The organism is Neobacillus mesonae (assembly GCF_023715155.1).
Lineage (GTDB): Bacteria > Bacillota > Bacilli > Bacillales > Cytobacillaceae > Neobacillus > Neobacillus mesonae_A.
The window spans coordinates 17030-34379 of sequence record NZ_JAMBNQ010000046.1; the positions used below are offsets into that span (position 1 = coordinate 17030).

Consider the following 17350-nt stretch of genomic DNA (forward strand, 5'->3'; position numbering starts at 1 on the left):
AACCTTGCATTATTTATAAATGTCTTTCACGAACGGTTTTACCATCCCCGTCCGGCACCTCCGCCGCCGGACGAGCCGCCTCCGCCGCCTCTGGGACCGCCTCCGCCTCTTCCCCCTCGGGAGATAATGGACAACAGAAAATAGGTAAGTGTACCGCCAAAAAACTTAAAGTCCAGAAAAATGACGACAAAAATGATAATGATTAGAAGCCAGGAAGGAATCCCTAGTCCGTTATCCTGTTTCTGCACCGTTTGCGGTGACTGCTCTCCCTGCTGAAGTTCATCCCCTTTTATGCCATATTCATCAAGGACTTCATTTGCCAATACTTGATAGGTATTTAAAATCGCCTGATTAGGCTGCCCGTTTTTCAAAGCAGGCAGCGCATATTCATCAAGGATCCGGCCTGCTTTTCCATCAGGGATTCGTCCTTCAAGCCCGTAGCCGACTTCAATCCTGATTTTCTTTTCTTTCATGGCTAAAACCAGGAGGACGCCATTGTTCTCCTTTTTATTTCCAAGCCCGTAGGTTCGAAATGCCTCGTTGGCATATTCTTCTATCGTACGATCACCTATGGTTGGGACTGTCAGGACGGCAATCTGTGCCGTTGTTTGATTCTCAATGTTTCTTCCAAAGCTATTTAATTGACCTTTTTCCGTATCACTTAGAATATCGGCAAAATCTTGAACATAAATATCCCCGACAGGTTTTGGTATTTGAACATCCTCAGCAAGTGCATTCCCTGTACTAAAGAAAAAGGTAAAACACACCAATAGAAGGCTGAAGATTTTTCTCATGTTCATTAGCCATTGCCCCCAAAGTCAACCTTTGGAGCTTCTTGAGCTTTCGGGTCAGCTTTGAAATATTCTTTTTCCGTAAATCCGGTCATTCTGGCAATTAAAACTCCCGGGAAGTTCTTTATCTTTCGATTGTATTCGGCCACTTGATCATTGTAATCTTTCCGCGCTACAGCAATACGATTTTCCGTCCCTGATAGTTCATCCATGAGCTGGGTAAATTGCTGGTCTGCTTTTAAGTTTGGATAATTTTCCACCACCACCAGCAAACGGCTTAAAGCACTTGATAATTCAGCATTTGCAGTTGCCTGTTCTTCAGGTGTTTTAGCACCAGCCATCCTTGCACGCGCATCGGAAATGGAAGTAATTACTTCTTTTTCATGTGAGGCATAGCCCTTTACGGTGCTGACTAAATTTGGAATTAAATCCATTCTCCGCTGCAGCTGATTTTCTATTTGAGCATGCGCCTGGTTTACGTTCTCCTCTAAATTGACAAAATTATTATAACTGGACTTAAGGCTTAGTCCCAAAACAACAATAACAGCGACTACAATGATAATGCCTAATAAGCCTTTTTTCATATAATCCGCACTCCTTTCTTAGCTATAGTATACATCACCGTCAAGATATCTTACCTTTTTTACATAGATATGTTAAATCCTTGATTTTGCGTTAAGATCTGCATTTTACACTAAAATCTTAAAATGCTGTTCCTCCATTCCATCTCTTGAATGAACCCGCTCCAAGTACTGGATTTCATGATCGGCCAACAGCATCACAGTCGAACTCCTTGTTCCGTAATCCTCGCTTTGAATAAACAGTGGTGAAAGCATTCTTTCCCATTCCAAGGAAACACCGGTATTTGGCAGAAGTTCATCTGGTGCAGGGTCAGCACTTTGTAATAGCTTAAATAGTCTTGCTATCATTTCTGTCCGATTTTCCTGAACAATTTCTCCAAGCCCTTCTTTCCCTTTTTGTACTTTAGGCCATTCTGTATTTAATAAATGGTTGCTGATACCATATATTCCCGGCTCAAGCTTTTGCAGCTGTTGTCCGATATTAGAATAATAGTAAAGCTCATCAGCATTACCTGTTAATAAGTTATAGCCGGGATACTGACTTTTATTTTGCTCCAGTGTCTTCATATAATCCCGTACATCGCCTTTATATGTAAGGGCTCCCGACACCAATTCACCCCGTGAACGCTTCCCCACAGTTGTTTCATTAGGATCACGATAATTGGTCAAGGCTGCAAAACGGCCTTTCTTAGTGACTCCCATCCACGTGCCCATTTTTTCCAAATCCCGGCCGGCAAGGATTTCCGGCTGATCCTCCCAAAAGTGAGCGGGAGCTGTCGGCCTTTGATAAAATTCGTCCCGGTTTGCCGCCACAATTAACTTATAAACAGGATGTATATGATACGCAAATAAGATTAAACACATTTATTTCACAGCCTTTTTCGTCGATTTATTCATTATTTTATCATAGTACATCCTGTAAACTCTTATGATTAAACTCCCTGTTTTTATCCATTTCATAGAATTATTCATTCATTTCCGCCAAAAAGCGGCAATAAGGAATAAGCCGTTTAGCGACTTGAAATTCCCGATTTTTTGCCCCCGGCCGCCAATTTACCTCAAACAGCCATAGCTTTTGTTGATGATCAATCCCTACATCAATCCCCAGCTCATCAAACGGATTTTCATAGAGGGTATCTAGATGAGCAGCAAATGATAAAGCGAATGTCTCTAAATTTTTCTTCATTTTCCTGTAGTCCTGCTGGAATTCATCCTTGAGAAAAGGAATAAGTTCCCCGCGGTAGCCGCCGCTCGAAATATTGCTGACCATCCTCGTATTCCCGCTGATACGCGGATAAATGAGGGTGATTTCCCATTGGCCGTTTCCATTTTTTTGAACATGGAGTCTAAAGTCGTAAGTTAATCCAGATTTCGTCTTACATTCGATATAAGGCTGCAGCAGATACCTTTGTTCTTCAAGAGGCTGTGAAATGGCAGCGGTCAGTTCCTTCTTATCAAAAACATGTGTGATGGACCCGTCTGTCCACTGATATCCTTCATTTGTTTTTTTTATAAAGAAGATTCTTCTCCCGCGGTTTCCAGAAACAGGTTTCATGACAGCAGCATGATGAGATTCTAAAAAGGAGAGGAGATCATTAGAATGTTGAATGGTTTTTGAAGGAATCAAATATGAAGCAAATGTTTCAGCCTTTTTTACCTTGTTATAGACTTTATACTTGTTTCCAACCGAAAAACTCGTAAAGACTGCTGTCGTTTTCAGTCTCCTTAAAATTAAAGAATGTTCTTCATTTTTCGGATTACAGCTGTTTATAATGACTTTAGGAATTTTCTTTTCTGTTTGGACCCATTCTCCCTTTTCATAAATCCATCCGTTCACGATTTCTCCCTCAAAGTCTATATCGTTAAAGGTAAAATAAATAAAATCAATTCCTTCCATTTTGGCAACAGCCGCAAATGGATAGGCTTTCTTGACCATATCAGGATGCTTTCGATGGTGCAGCATACCGATAAGCACCATAACATCACTTCCTTAAAGAGGGTCTAAATAAAATTTTATTTCATTCGCTGCTTTGGATGCAATTTCCTCTGCCTTTTCAGCACTATCTGCAACAGCAATGACGTAGGCATAGCGGTCACCCAGCGATTGAGGTTTTCTCAAGATTGCCCCTTTCCGCGGCTTTACAAATACCACTTTCACGCCTTCATGTTTTAAAGCTCGATTCTTACCTGTTACCTTCATTAATTTTCCTTTTTTTTGAATCGTAAGGTATTTAGCATAAACATATTTTTTAATCGTTTTATCTAAATGAGGTTCCATACCTAAAAATAATTTGATGGTTTCCTTGACCAGGTTCATCCCTGTTCCTTCCTCAATGATTCGATTCATCGCACCGCCGGACATCCGCGGATTCATTTCAATCAACTTCCATATACCATTGATATTTCGCATTTCCAGATGGCATGTACCGTTTACCATGTTAAGCTGCTGGATGATGCTGGATACTGCAGTGTGTAATGATACATACGCCTCTAAATTTAATATTGCCGGATAACTATACCCCGTTATGATAAAGCGGGTTCCATTTAATATTTCCTGTTCAATGACTGCAATAATAGACATTTCTCCTTTTACGACCATTACTTCAATTAAGTATTGCGGCCCATCCAGATATTCCTCTATCAACACTTTTTGGTTCGGATTCTTTTTCTTCAAATAATGTAAACCTTCTTTTAATCCCTCCATTGATTTAACTGGCAATACATCTTTTGAGCCATTGGAGACAGGGGATTTTAAGACAAGTGGGAAAGATTCATTAAATTTCTTAATCACCTCGTCAATAGATTCATCAAAATGATAAACTGCATGTTTTGGGGAAACCGGGAGATTTTTTAAATGTTCCCGGACAAGCGTTTTTTCCTCCATGATCGCCAATGCCTCGATAGATAATTGAACCAATCCCAGTTCTTCCGAAAGGCTGGCAGCAAAGGCGACAAATGGATCAATGAAACTAATGACCGCTTTTATCTCACTTTTTTCCTGCACCAAATCAGAAATAATGGAAAGAACTTTTCCCTTGTCTAATAAATTCTCGACATACACCATTCTATGAACCTCAGGAAATTCTCTTCTTTGTCTGATAAAACGTTTCCGATTCGTTAACAGCACTGTAAAATAACCCATTTCTGTTGATGTGGTCAGGGCTTCCCTGCTCGTTCCAGATTTATTACTTCCTATAAAAACGATGGTTTGCATAAAGCCATTCATCCCTACTTTACAGATTTAAAGAAAAAATGCTCTATCCTAACGTATGTTATCGGGAATAGGATTGACACTTAAGAAATGCAAGGGTGCACTGGTCATAATTTTTGTAATTATAAGAAGAGATGCGTTTTTTTCTTTAATGACCTTTTAAGGCAAGTTGATATCGATAACTCTATGCAACCTCTATAAGAAATCATGGACATGACAATATATTCTTTGTAAACAATTTATGGAATATGGGCTGTCAAATTTTAAAGTATTGAACCATTCTCGATTTTTAATATTTCCAATTTCTGTTATCATCAAGCAGGGAATTTTCATTATAATAAGAATATTATTAATCGATATTTAGCTCTCAATTCCTCTTCTTTTGCATCTTCACTTACTTAAACTACCTTGGTCTTCTTTTGTTACATAAGGTTAATTCACTCCACGAAATAACTCTGCAAGATTAATAGTAATTAATTAATAATTACGTCTTAGCTGTTTGTTCCATAAGGTAAAAATATGGTATTTACCCGATTTACCAAAAGTCCTTTTACCCACAGTGCTAAAATATACCAAGTTTAAGTGGATTAAACCAATGGTTTGGTTCCCATCCTGTAAATATTTAGGTACAATTTACTATTTTATTTGTAAAAAGCACATAAAATGGAACCACCTTTCTAAAAGTAACATAATTTTATAACAACAATATTTTGGAAAGGAATGTACTCATGAAAGCAGTTATCCTAGCTGGAGGAAATGGTACTCGTTTAGGGCCGATAACTAAAGTTATCAACAAGCATTTACTTCCTGTTGGTTCTTATCCAATGATATATTGGCCGCTAATAAAATTAAAAAAAGCAGGGTTAACGGAAATTTTAATTGTTACCAATAAGGAAGATTTGGCTTCTTTTATTAAATTATTAGGAACCGGGAAAGAATTAGGAGTTAACATAACTTATAGAATTCAAGAAGATCAGGGCAGTGGTATAGCTAATGCTATTAACTGTGCAAGAGATTTTGTTGACAACCAGTTTATTGTTTTATTAGGAGATAACCTATTTTCCGATCATTTACATCCCTATATTGAGGAATTTATAAAAGGTTCACACAAAGCGATGGTGCTTTTAAAAGAGGTAGCAGACCCAAAAAGATATGGAGTAGCCGAACTGGATGAAGCCAATCAGTCTATTCAGGCAATTATCGAAAAGCCTGAAAATCCCCCGTCAAAATATTGCGTAACAGGCATATACTTCTATAATAAACACGTATTTGAATTAATCGATTTACTAAAGCCATCCAGCCGGGGAGAATTAGAAATTACCGATTTAAACAATCTATATATATATCATGAAGAACTACACTATGAAATCCTGAAAGACTGGTGGCTGGACGCGGGTACTCACGATGCCTTATTTGAAGCAAATAAATATTTTTATAAAAAGAGCATAGATCCAGAGGTGAAGTAGAGTGCAAAAAAACATTTTAGTTACAGGCGGCGCAGGATTTATTGGCTCTAACTTTATTTCATATATGTTAAAAAATTCAGCCTATGACATTACAAATGTTGATAAATTAACTTATGCCGGAGACATTCAAAATACAAAAGACTTTCTAACAAACAAAAGATATCGTTTTTTTAAAGCTGATATCGCTGACAAAGATCAGCTTAAAATCGTATTCGATCGTAAATACGAAGCAATTATCAACTTTGCTGCTGAAACACATGTTGATCGTAGTATCGTAAGTGCTGAACCATTTATAATGGCAAATGTAACTGGAACGTTGAACCTCTTACATTTCATATTACAGGAAAAGGCAGCTAAGCTTATTCAAATTTCCACCGATGAAGTTTATGGTTCTCTTGCCGAGGACGAACCAGCCTTTACGGAAATGTCATCTATTTCCCCAAACAATCCATACTCAGCAAGCAAAGCTTCGGCCGATTTACTTGTCCGCTCCTATTATCAAACATATAAATTGCCGGTTATGATTACACGTTGTAGTAACAATTATGGCCCACATCAGCATCCTGAAAAATTCATTCCAAAAATCATCACGCACGCCTTACAGAATAAGGAAATTCCTCTATATGGAGATGGACAAAATATCCGTGACTGGCTATATGTTGAAGATCATTGCAGTGCAATTCACCTAGTTCTTGATCATGGAACCCCAGGTGAAGTATTTAATATCGGGGGAGCATGTGAAAAGACAAATAAAGAAGTGATACTTCATATCTTAGATTTACTTGGGAAACCAAAGGATTTAATCCATCATGTTACTGATCGAAAGGGTCATGACCGGCGCTATTCCATTCATTTTGAAAAAATTCATACTCAATTCGGATGGAGGCCGACCGTCACATTTGATGAAGGAATCAAAAAAACTATTAATTGGTATAAACATAAGTGGGGATGATTAGGTGAAAATTCTTGTTACCGGCGCAAACGGACAATTAGGCAAGGAGGTCATCAAACAATTTAGCAGCAGCTACGATATGATTGGATACGGGAAAGAAGAACTGGACATTACAAATTTGAACCAAGTCATTTCTTTAATGCAAAAGGAGCGTCCAGATTTAATTATTCATACCGCTGCTTACACAGCTGTTGATGAATGTGAAATAAATAAATTAAAAGCAATGGAAGTAAATGCACTTGGGGCGGCCAACGTGGCGAAAGCCGCTTCAGCTATTGAAGCTAAAATGTTCTATATTAGTTCAGACTATGTTTTCAGTGGAAAGAAACAAAAACCGTATATGGAAGATGACTCCCCTGATCCAATTTCTATGTATGGGTTAAGTAAGTACACTGGAGAATTGCTGGTACAACACATATTGCCTTCCAGCACGATTATCCGGACCTCTTGGCTTTACGGACATAACGGGAGAAACTTTGTAAATACTATGCTTCAATTTGCCAAAAGTCATACTCAGGTAAAAGTTGTGAATGATCAGGTTGGCTCACCAACCTATACAGCAGATTTAGTTAAGATCATGACTTTCTTATTAGATAAACCCCACGGAATTTACCATGTGACTAATTTGGGGGAATGCAGTTGGTATCAATTTGCAAAAAGAATTTATGAGCTGGCTGGAAGTGATCCTGAATTAGTTAAAGCTTGTAGTACGGAGGATTTTGGATCTCTCGCCAAACGTCCATCATTTTCATGTTTGGCCCACGAGGAAATAAAGGCACATAACATTCCCTTACCTCCCGATTGGGAAACTGCTCTCAAAGCTTTTATTAGAAAGGAGCAAGCAAATGATTGAAGAAGTTAAAATAAAAAAATTAATAAAGCATTGTGATGATCGCGGGTATTTTATGGAACTTATACGAGATGACGAAAACCTTCTTTCACGTTTTGGTCAGGCCTCCATGTCGATGAGTTACCCAGGTGTCATAAAGGCATTTCATTACCATGAAAAACAAGATGATGTATGGTTTTTTCCAATAGGTAATGCACAGGTGGTGCTCTACGATTTAAGGGAGGATTCTAAAACGAATGGCCAAACAGATGTTTTTTATATGGGGGAGGAAAATCCTATCGTATTGGTTATCCCGAAAGGAGTTGCCCATGGCTATCGAGTGTTGGGTGAAAAACCAGCAGCAATTATCTATTTTACCACCAAATCTTATAATCCGAATCAGCCAGATGAGAAACGTATCCCTTGGAACGATCCGATGATTGGCTTTGACTGGACCACTAAATATAGGTAATGGAAAAGTATCGTTTAACAATCCCTTATAATAGGTAAAGAATAAGAGCTTAATTCAAAGCAAAAAGGCTCTATTCTTTACCGTTTTTTTACATCTTATTCAATTACCTGCTAGCAATTTTTTGCACTGTAATAAATAACCAACTTCGTCTGGACTTGGGGGATTTCTGGTATCCGCTAAAATTGAGTCAATGTATTGATGAAAATCCACAACACTTTTGTGAAGAAAGGAGGGAGTGCTTAGAAATCCTAGTGATCTGGAATATGAAATTAGATGCATCCAATCTTTTATTGGTCCCATTCTTGTTCTCCACTCATTTCTTTGTGGATAAATCCTGACAAAACTCAGAGTATCTGTAATATATACTCCATTTCCCTGAGATAACAATGTCATCCACGATCCCATATCATATGCCGATTCAAACTCATATCCGCCAAATTGCCCGAATGGTTCAATTAGATCTCCTTTTCTAAACAATACTGTTGATGGTTCTCCTATCCAATTTGATTCCGCAATCATAGAGTCACCGAGAGCAACCCCGTCGATAACAGTATCTTGATTATGGCGTCTTGCTGTGAAAATCAAATCTGAAATTACATTTCCATTGTCATCTATTGGCTGTCGATATGATGTTACAAGTTTAATATTTTCATGTTCATCATTTAAATAATAAGCCATCATTCTTTGGATTTTTGTGGGATAAAATAAGTCTTCTTCCATCAAGTAATTGATAAAGTCCCCTTTTGCATCATTAAATAACTGCTGATAAACTTTCAACCTAGGAACCGGCTGTTGATTTCTTATATAAATAATCTTATTGGTATATGGAAGAAACTCTTTTTCTACTAAGCTCTGCACCTCATTTGTAATAGTATTATCACGAATAACTATTTCCAAATTTGGGTACGTTTGCAGTAAAACACTTTTCAGGGCAAGCTGAAAATAAAAAGGATTTGTAAAAACCGGCATTAATATGCTTACTAAAGGAGGAGGGCTTGTGATCAAATGTCTCACTTCCTTTCTTCAGGGTTAAATATCTCTATTTTTTTCAAGAGTTTTTAAGAAAAGTTGATAACAGGTAATTTCTTGTTTCTTATAAGGTTCAAAAGGATACCATTTTTTCACTAACTCTAGATAATCTTTAACTTGTTTAATAGCCTTCGAAAATTCATACTCATCTTGTAAATATCCATTTTTTCTACTATGAAAAAGCATATGCGTCCAATCAAAAACTGCATGCATAAACATGGTTGAATTTCTATTTTGGCCTGCTCCACCATCATGTAGTCTTAAATAACTCAAGATTTCTGGTATATAAACTAATTTTCCTTTTTGTAGAAGGGTTAACCATGCCGCACAATCTACCCCACACCGATATAGTCTTCCTGAAAAAGTACCATATACCTCTTCCGCAGGTAACGCCTCACGCCGAAATAATGTAGTAGTTGGTACTCCAATCCAATTAAACTCCGAAATGATAGGATCACCGGCTTGTGTTTTATCAAGAACTGCCACAGTGTCAAATCTTTGTTTATTATATATTGAATCAGGTAGTAAAGTACCATTGTGGTCAATAAAAGAGCGGTGAGATGTTACAAGTGAAATGTCCTTATTTATATCATTTATAAAATATGGCATCATTTTTTCGATTTTATTTGGGTGAAACAAGTCGTCATCCATTAAGAAATTTACATAATCGCCGCTTGAAAGTTCATAGGCTTTAATAAAATTTAAAACCGGCCCAAGATTTTCTGAATTACGATAATACTTAATGGAAGGATATGCTTGCAAGTATGGTTGAATAAGATTGTATGTCTCATCGTTTGTGCTATTATCTGTTATAACAATTTCAATATTTGGATATGTTTGTTGCAATACACTTTCTAATGCCAAACGAAAATAGTGAGCTCTATTAAAAGTAGGGATCAGCACACTTACGAGAGGCAAATTTTGTCCAATCATATTAGATAGCCCCTTTTCGGTCCGTCAGAGACAACATTCATCCAATCTCGGGTACCCTTTGCTATAGCGTTCCAGCTCCCAAGTTGTGTTAATTGAGCTTCATGAACCCTAAAATAACTTAAAGCTTCTGCCATATACACTGCTTTTCCCTTTGTTAATAAATTTAACCAGCTTGCCACATCGACATTATTCTGTGCTTGTTTTCCTGCAAACACACCAAATGGTTCATCTAAATCACGTTTACGAAATAAGACCATTGTCGGTGCCCCAATATAATTAATTCTATCCCTTAGAACCATGTTCCCTAGTGTATAGCCATCTAGGATCGTATCTTCTTGAAATAATGGTGCATAAGAAATATCATTTGAGTGGAAAATGTGACCATTTCTGTCGATTGTTTGTTTGTGTGAAGTAACTAAAACAACATCTTCATAGTTTTGGAAATATTGCATCATTTTCTCTATTTTTTCGGGATGCAAAAGATCGTCATCCATTAAGTAGTTAATGTATTCACCTATGGATAGCTTAAGACATTTTTGCTGATTTTTAACCGGACCAAGATTTTTATAGTTTGGAAAATATTTAATTGGATGGAACTTACCTTTATATAATTTTACAATCGATTCAGTGAGATTATTGTCACTGTTATCGCAAACGATAATTTCAATATTCGGGTAGGTTTGATGTAGAGCACTTTTTAGGGCCTTGTGAAATAGTTCAGGACGGTTGTAAGTGGGGATTAAGATACTAACTTTTGGAAACACTGCCTTTCACCTCTTTTTTTCAATTACTCTTTTGGGGCATGGGTTTATATGAAATTTGTTTGTGTCTTCCGCATGCAATATTTCATTTGAAATATGCTTAAGAACCTTTTGAATTTAAGCCTTTGCGCAGCATTATTAACTTTTTAATATCCTTCTTAATTTACTAAATTAAACTCTCCTAACAGCCGAATCGCCTTCCTATCTTTTCTTTTTAGAACATAAGCTAAAAGCGAATGATCTCCTGTTGGAAGCAAATTTCTTTTGAAAGTAACTGACCAGCCCGAATGTAACATGCGCCGGTTATTAAAATGAGCTGCAATATCCTCCCGCGGTTGTGTAACTTTAGCATAGGCTAAAATATTGTTACCTTGATTTACAATTACTACTTCTTGAGCAGGTTTACCCGTGAATAAATCTCTAGCCCACCCGCTTACTGTAATCTGAGTCTCCTCTACTTTCACAACATCTAACCATCCAATTACATCAGATGGGGATTCTACGATTCGATCGACAAGATTATGCAACTCCGAAGCTAAAGCGAATCTTGGGTCCATACCTTTTTTCCATGGCTTTTCTCCCCGTGCCATTAGTAACCCAATCCCGTTTTCATGGAGCCTATGCTCATCTGTAACAAAGTCCAGTGGATAAAAATCCCAGTACCGAACTAGTCTTCTGAAGAAACCAATATCTCCATGCGTCCATAAATCAGGATTAACATCCCACCCTTGAGTAATATCCAGACAACTTCTCCTATGCATAAATGAATTATGATCAACATAATTCTCAGGAGAGCGTGTAATACCAACCAATGGTCGTATATAAAAGTTTGTTGGAACACCATTCGTTAAAGTAACAACCTTTTGTCTACCATAAACCACATGAATGGTATTATTTTTAAATAGTTCTACCATCTTTTCAAATCTTTGAGGATAATAAATATCATCATCCGTTAGGTAAGTAACTAAATCTCCTGTTATATATGGAATGGCCATATTGATACATGCAGCATATCGTGTAGTTTTAAATCTATCTTCTTCCTTTACACCACTTTGAATTAGCTTACATCTTTGATCCTTGCTAACAATATCCTTTAGTATGGATTGAGTCAGCGAATCAGAGTTGTCATCAACAATAATGAGTTCCCAATTAGGATATGTTTGTGCCTGAACACTTACAATTGCTTCCTGAACCCCAACAGGCCTGTTATAGCTTGTAAGAATACAGGTTACTTTAAACATTTTCATTCCTCCCCTCCAAAAAGTTATAACTCTATATGCTAAAAAGTACGGTTAAAATAATCAATAGTAGCGGGATAAGAACAATAGACTCTCTATTTTGGATAAATACTTCGAGATAATCGCATAGTCAGCAAATATTTCTTTACTTCGTAATAAGGCTGATTAATGACAGGTACCCAGATAGTGACACCATCTTTAATTTGATTCATTAAAGGCATTAACTGAATTTCTTGAAAACCTAACTCCTTGTATAAATTTATGGCACGGCTATTATCGGAAAGTACCTGCAGATAGATAGTTTCCATGTCCAATACTCTAAAGCACCAATCGAGAAGTTTAGAGCAAGCAAGCTTCATTCCACCTTTAAAATAATTCGTGTCACCACGAAGAATATTATCAAAAAGACAATACTTATTTTTATCATCAATTTCGCATAAACCCACATGACCTATTGGTATTTGTTCTTCGTTTTCAACCATAAATAGAATCCTGCCATTAGATTGTAAAATTGCGTTTTCCAGCCATTTTTTTGTACCTTTTACCGATACATTAAATTGTGTTGTAAAAAATTGTTGATTATTTTGGCGCCACTTAGTTATCATTTCGATTTCCGTATTATTAGTTAAACTATCAACTGTAATTGGACGTAATCTCCCTAATTTTTTCCCTTGGAAATCTATAGGGATGCAGTAAGTAGTTATATCCTCCGCATTTGCCTCTTTCATTTTTTTTATTATTTCCATCAGCCCGGTCCCCTCCCTAATTTTTTTAGAAAGCCTTTTCGCAGCATCTGTGGCATGGTAAATCTATTCCTAAGTTCCTTTTAGCTGAATTCCAACTATTTTGCTGGATAGTTGAGAAGGATAAATTCTAAAAAATTTAAGGTTTCCGTCACATATACTCCTTTTCCCTTTGTGTCTCAATACTTGGATAGAATTGATGTTAATTATTTCTTAAAATCTTACGAAATAATCGAGGACGATTAAAAGAATTAAAATACTATTTTAGGGAGAATTCTTATTCCCTTCCAAAATTCCATTATGGTTTAAAGCCATTTACACAATGGATCACATAATTTACTTCTTCCTCCGTCAAATCAGGAAACAACGGAAGCGTGACAAATTCCTTCCACGACTGATCAGCTATAGGGGTAGTTGATTTGTATTGCTGAAAAAATGGATGCAGTGTTAGCGGCATAAAATGAACCCCAGTCGAAACCCCTTTGTCCTTCATATATAGAATAAATTTATCTCGTTGTTTAACCCTTAGCATAAACATCCAATAAGATGAGTTTTCTAAATGATACGGAATCCCTGCCCTTACTTCTTCACACTTTAAAATGCCATTCAAGTAGGCTGAAAGAATTTCTTCTCTTCTTTTATTCATTTTATCTAGTTTCTCCAGCTGAACTAGGCCAATAGAAGCCATTAAATCATTCATATTATACTTGTAACCTAAATCTGATATTTCGTAATACCAATGGTAAGCATCTTTATGAGAACTACTTCGGTTTTCTTCTACACGCTGCCAAGTATCTTTATTAATTCCTACCCAACGGGAATGTCGCAAAGGTTTAAGTAACTCCTCATCATCAGAGGAAATCATTCCTCCATCGCCAGTAGTCATACATTTCTTTTCCTCGAAACTAAAACAACCAATGTCCCCCCATGTTCCAAGCGCCTTCCCCTTATATTTTCCTCCAGCAGAATGAGCAGAATCCTCGATTACTTTAAGGTTTCTTGATTTTGCCCATGAATTTAATTGATCCATTGCTACCGGATGACCTCCAAAGTGAACAGGAATGACTGCTACACAATCCTTATCATACTTTTTCTCTAAGTCTTTTAAACTAATTCCCAATGTATTTTCATCAATATCAACAAATACAGGTTGAAGGTTATTATAAAGGATAGCCATTGCCGTTGCTGCAAAAGTAACAACTGGCACAAGAACCTTCTTACCAGCAGGAAAACGAAATGATGAAAGGGCAAGATGTAAAGCAGCTGTACCTGAATTGACCCCCACAGAATTATTACACCCAATATACTGACTCCACTTTTGTTCAAATTCTTTTACCTTAGGACCCAACCCCAGCCATGCCCTACCAAAAGTCTCTTTAATCGAATTTAACTCATCTTCGCCAATACAAGGTTTGAATAAGCGAATGTTCAATTTAAATCCCTCCAAACTTATTCAGTATCTATATGAATCCCATCATAATTTTTACAAAAGTCTTTAAAAGACGGGAGTTTTCCATCTTTTTTTGAAATAATCGGGGTTGAAACAGGCCAAACAATATTTAGATCATTATCATTCCATTGAACCCCGCTCTCATGTTTAGGTGAATAAAAGTTATCCACTTTATATACCACTTCACAATGATCTGTTAATGTACAGAATCCATGAGCAAATCCTCTAGGAATGAAAATCATCTTGAAATTATTTTCAGATAACTCAATAGAACCCCATTTTCCAAACGTAGACGAATCTTTCCGGAGGTCAACGAATACATCAAAAATAGCTCCTTTTATAACACGTATTAATTTGGTTTCGGAATATGGAGGCAACTGAAAATGAAGTCCGCGTATTGTATTCTTTTTCACTGATAACGATTGATTTTCTTGCACCCAATTTCTATTAATGCCATACCGTTTAAATAAATGCTCATCAAAAGTTCGCATGAAATGACCACGATGATCCATGTGAGGACTTAAGGTGATCTCATATACCCCCGATAGAAAATGAGGTTTAATTTCCATCTTTATTCACGTCCTCAATGTATTCCTTAATTTGATTCATACATATCTCCCTTGGATCATGTTTTTGCTCAAAAGTCCGGTTCCACTCAACTATTTTATCGATTGTTGTATCCAAATCCCATACAGGATACCACCCTAACCTTTGCTTCGCCTTTGAACAATCCAATTTCAATAGACATGCTTCGACCGGACTTAGTTGGTTATCTTCCCCAATTTCATAGATTGCCCTTTCTCCCCATTTTTTGCAAAATTGCTGAACAACCCATTCAACTGGTTTAATATCTTGATCATTGGGGCCGAAATTCCAGGCTCCATTGAATTCAGGACCATCTTTAAACAATTTTTGAAGCAATATTAAATAGCCGTGTAATGGCTCTAGTACATGCTGCCAAGGGCGTATGGATTTCGGAAAGCGAATCTTTATTTTTTCTTCCTTAAAAACAGATTTAATGCAATCAGGAATTAAACGGTCGGCCGCCCAATCCCCTCCTCCTATAACATTGCCTGCCCGTGCGGAAGCCAGGGCAACCCCGTGTATATCATACTTTTCAGGGTTAAAAAAAGCGTTTCGATAGGAATCTGTAATTAGCTCGGAACATGCCTTGCTTGCCGAATATGGGTCATGTCCCCCTAAACGATCCATTTCACGGTATCCCCAAGACCATTCAAAGTTTTGATAACACTTATCTGTTGTTACATTGAGTACGGCTATTATTGGTTTTCCTTTTCCTGTAACAGTTCTTACGGCCTCTAAAACATTTACTGTTCCCATCATATTAACTTCAAAAGTCTCTACTGGATTTTTATAAGAAGTTCTAACAATTGGTTGTGCTGCCATATGAATAACAATGTCAGGTGCGGCATCAAATATAGCTTGAGTTAATGCCTCTTTGTTTCTTATATCTGCCTCATACGATGGAATCAATTCACCTAATTTACATAATTCAAATAAATTAGGATTTGTAGGAGGCTTTAAGGAATAGCCTGTAACCTTTGTCCCCATTAAGTGCAGCCATAAACATAACCATGAACCCTTGAATCCAGTATGGCCAGTTATAAAAACCTTTTTATTTTTCCAAAAATTCAGGTCAACCATAATATCACCATAATTTCCAAGGAGCATTATTAGACTTCCACAATTCTTCCAGGTGATTTTTATCCCTTAAGGTATCCATTGCATACCAAAACCCCCTATGTTTATATGAAACAATCTGTTCTTCATCTGTAAGTTTTCCAAGCAAATCATTCTCAAGAATGGTGTGATCTCCTTCCAAATAATCAAAAACCTCAGGTTGGAAGATAAAAAATCCCCCATTGATCCACCCTCCATCTCCTTTTGGCTTTTCTTTAAAATCTACGACTAAACCATCCTCACCTATGGACATTGCACCAAATCTTCCAGAGGGCTGGACCGCGGTTACAGTTGCCTTTTTTCCATGGCTTTTATGGAAATTAACTAATTGTGGAATATTAATGTCAGATACACCATCTCCATAGGTCAGCATAAATGGATTATCCCCTATATATTTTTGAATTCTCTTTACCCTTCCGCCAGTCAATGAATCTTTTCCTGTATCAACTAATGTTACACGCCAAGGTTCGGCTGACCTGCGATGAATGTTAACTTGATTTTGATTCTTGAAATCAAATGTTACATCAGATTCATACAAGTAATAATTGGAAAAGTACTCCTTGATTACATGTCCTTTATAGCCAAGACATATTACGAAATCATTGTAGCCGTAATGAGAATAGATTTTCATAATGTGCCAGAGAATGGGCTTATCACCTATGTGAATCATAGGCTTCGGTTTTAAATGAGACTCTTCACTTATCCGTGTTCCATAGCCCCCAGCCAATATAACAACCTTCATTCGTTATTAAATCCTCCTTTTAAACTATAATTATGTCAAAAAGTTATTTAAGGAACGATATATAAGGATAAGATATTTGACCATTTAAAAAGGTTTTTCCTCATAAAACAAGCTCCTCAATACTTAAATTATTCTATGTTATGAATTGTATATTGTAACCCTTTTTTAAAATAATCAACTACTGACCATTACCTAAATAGCTAATTGAGCTAATTCCTATACCATTCCTAATTTATATGGACTAATAGTCTAATAAAATCATAGATATAAATTTATAACGATTGGAAAAAACAGATATTATGGAGGGTATGTCCATTATTTTTCTAAAAGGAGCATTCCTGTTAGAAGGATTTTCGGGGACTTGAACAAAAAGGAGCCCTCTTGGTATGATACGGGGTGTCAAATCGTGGCGAGATGACCCCTAACTTAGTTAACCAAGGAGGACTCCAAT

Annotated in this window: 18 protein-coding genes; 4 read left to right on the forward strand and 14 right to left on the reverse strand. The window is 36.9% G+C overall.

Annotated elements, in window-relative coordinates:
- Positions 1–38: 38 nt before the first annotated feature.
- The 5 genes from M3183_RS23565 to M3183_RS23585 all read right to left on the reverse strand — a co-directional run bounded on the left by M3183_RS23565 (position 39) and on the right by M3183_RS23585 (position 4586).
- Positions 39–800, reverse strand: coding sequence for a TPM domain-containing protein (locus M3183_RS23565; RefSeq protein WP_251473616.1), 762 nt, complete (start codon positions 798–800; stop codon positions 39–41).
- Positions 800–1375, reverse strand: coding sequence for a LemA family protein (locus M3183_RS23570; RefSeq protein WP_251473617.1), 576 nt, complete (start codon positions 1373–1375; stop codon positions 800–802). The genes M3183_RS23565 and M3183_RS23570 overlap by 1 nt, the downstream gene beginning before the upstream one ends.
- A gap of 105 nt (positions 1376–1480) precedes the next feature.
- On the reverse strand, positions 1481–2236 hold the full coding sequence (locus M3183_RS23575) for an NRDE family protein (RefSeq protein ID WP_251473619.1): 756 nt from the start codon (positions 2234–2236) through the stop codon (positions 1481–1483).
- Between the two features lie 100 nt (positions 2237–2336).
- Entirely contained in the window at positions 2337–3350 is a 1014-nt protein-coding gene (locus M3183_RS23580) for a YheC/YheD family endospore coat-associated protein (protein ID WP_251473621.1), read from the reverse strand.
- Positions 3351–3362: 12 nt separating this feature from the next.
- Positions 3363–4586 carry an ATP-grasp domain-containing protein gene (locus M3183_RS23585; protein ID WP_251473623.1) on the reverse strand — a complete coding sequence of 408 codons (1224 nt, stop codon included), beginning with the start codon at positions 4584–4586 and terminating at the stop codon, positions 3363–3365.
- A 725-nt stretch (positions 4587–5311) separates the two neighbouring features.
- On the opposite strand from M3183_RS23585, the gene M3183_RS23590 reads away from it, so the two are divergent.
- Genes M3183_RS23590 through M3183_RS23605 form a run of 4 tightly spaced genes read left to right on the forward strand, consistent with a single transcriptional unit; the run spans position 5312 to position 8302 of the window.
- Entirely contained in the window at positions 5312–6049 is a 738-nt protein-coding gene (locus M3183_RS23590) for a sugar phosphate nucleotidyltransferase (protein WP_251473625.1), read from the forward strand.
- Between the two features lies 1 nt (position 6050).
- The gene (gene rfbB, locus M3183_RS23595; RefSeq protein ID WP_251473627.1) at positions 6051–7001 is read left to right on the forward strand and encodes a dTDP-glucose 4,6-dehydratase; all 951 of its coding nucleotides are present in this window, start codon (positions 6051–6053) and stop codon (positions 6999–7001) included.
- A gap of 4 nt (positions 7002–7005) precedes the next feature.
- Positions 7006–7854 carry a dTDP-4-dehydrorhamnose reductase gene (gene rfbD / locus M3183_RS23600; RefSeq protein WP_251473630.1) on the forward strand — a complete coding sequence of 283 codons (849 nt, stop codon included), beginning with the start codon at positions 7006–7008 and terminating at the stop codon, positions 7852–7854.
- Positions 7847–8302, forward strand: coding sequence for a dTDP-4-dehydrorhamnose 3,5-epimerase family protein (locus M3183_RS23605; protein ID WP_251473634.1), 456 nt, complete (start codon positions 7847–7849; stop codon positions 8300–8302). The genes rfbD and M3183_RS23605 overlap by 8 nt, the downstream gene beginning before the upstream one ends.
- Positions 8303–8401: 99 nt before the next feature.
- On the opposite strand, the gene M3183_RS23610 is transcribed toward M3183_RS23605, so the two are convergent.
- From M3183_RS23610 to rfbF, 9 genes are all read right to left on the reverse strand, one after another.
- On the reverse strand, positions 8402–9307 hold the full coding sequence (locus M3183_RS23610) for a glycosyltransferase (protein ID WP_251473638.1): 906 nt from the start codon (positions 9305–9307) through the stop codon (positions 8402–8404).
- Between the two features lie 24 nt (positions 9308–9331).
- Positions 9332–10264 (reverse strand): glycosyltransferase family 2 protein, encoded by a 933-nt coding sequence (locus M3183_RS23615; protein WP_251473641.1) that lies wholly within the window; start codon positions 10262–10264, stop codon positions 9332–9334.
- Entirely contained in the window at positions 10261–11028 is a 768-nt protein-coding gene (locus M3183_RS23620; RefSeq protein WP_251473643.1) for a glycosyltransferase family 2 protein, read from the reverse strand. Before M3183_RS23620 ends, M3183_RS23615 begins: the two co-directional genes overlap by 4 nt.
- Before the next feature lie 155 nt (positions 11029–11183).
- The gene (locus M3183_RS23625) at positions 11184–12266 is read right to left on the reverse strand and encodes a glycosyltransferase family 2 protein (RefSeq protein ID WP_251473645.1); all 1083 of its coding nucleotides are present in this window, start codon (positions 12264–12266) and stop codon (positions 11184–11186) included.
- 92 nt (positions 12267–12358) lie between these two features.
- Complete coding sequence (locus M3183_RS23630; RefSeq protein WP_251473647.1) at positions 12359–13009, reverse strand: GNAT family N-acetyltransferase; 651 nt, start codon at positions 13007–13009, stop codon at positions 12359–12361.
- Between the two features lie 295 nt (positions 13010–13304).
- The gene (locus M3183_RS23635; RefSeq protein WP_251473650.1) at positions 13305–14438 is read right to left on the reverse strand and encodes a DegT/DnrJ/EryC1/StrS family aminotransferase; all 1134 of its coding nucleotides are present in this window, start codon (positions 14436–14438) and stop codon (positions 13305–13307) included.
- A 17-nt stretch (positions 14439–14455) separates the two neighbouring features.
- A complete protein-coding gene (gene rfbC, locus M3183_RS23640) occupies positions 14456–15025 on the reverse strand; it encodes a dTDP-4-dehydrorhamnose 3,5-epimerase (protein ID WP_251473652.1) in 570 nt (189 codons plus the stop codon).
- The gene (gene rfbG / locus M3183_RS23645) at positions 15015–16148 is read right to left on the reverse strand and encodes a CDP-glucose 4,6-dehydratase (RefSeq protein WP_396953758.1); all 1134 of its coding nucleotides are present in this window, start codon (positions 16146–16148) and stop codon (positions 15015–15017) included. Before rfbG ends, rfbC begins: the two co-directional genes overlap by 11 nt.
- Positions 16126–16899 carry a glucose-1-phosphate cytidylyltransferase gene (gene rfbF / locus M3183_RS23650; protein WP_251473653.1) on the reverse strand — a complete coding sequence of 258 codons (774 nt, stop codon included), beginning with the start codon at positions 16897–16899 and terminating at the stop codon, positions 16126–16128. Before rfbF ends, rfbG begins: the two co-directional genes overlap by 23 nt.
- Between the last annotated feature and the right edge of the window lie 451 nt (positions 16900–17350).